The 349-nt window shown below is 68.5% G+C and carries 1 protein-coding gene; it reads left to right on the forward strand.

The features are described from left to right. Window positions 1-349 (forward strand): AMP-binding protein (locus FLW16_RS43265; protein WP_142566748.1); only part of this gene is annotated, 349 nt, incomplete at both ends.

The raw sequence follows: 349 nt of genomic DNA on the forward strand, positions 1-349 counted from the left end.
TTGAAGGCGGGGGCGGCGTATGTGCCGCTGGATCCGGTGTATCCGGTGGAGCGGCTGGAGTTCATGGCGGCCGATGCCGGTGTGGTGGCGGTGGTGTCGTCGGTGTCGGTGGATGAGCGGGTTCGGGAGGCGATGCCGGCTCCGGTGGTGCTGGTCGACGACCTGGATGAGGTGGGTGAGCCCGGTCAGGGGGACCCGTCTCATCAGACCCACTCGGGATCTGCGGCGTATGTGATTTATACGTCGGGGTCGACGGGGCGGCCGAAGGGGGTGGTGGTCTCGCATGGCAACGCGGTGGGGTTGTTGCGGTCGGCGGGGCGTGAGCTGGGGTGTGGCCGGGGGGATGTGT

It is taken from the genome of Microbispora sp. KK1-11, from assembly GCF_006874435.1.
GTDB lineage: Bacteria > Actinomycetota > Actinomycetes > Streptosporangiales > Streptosporangiaceae > Microbispora > Microbispora catharanthi.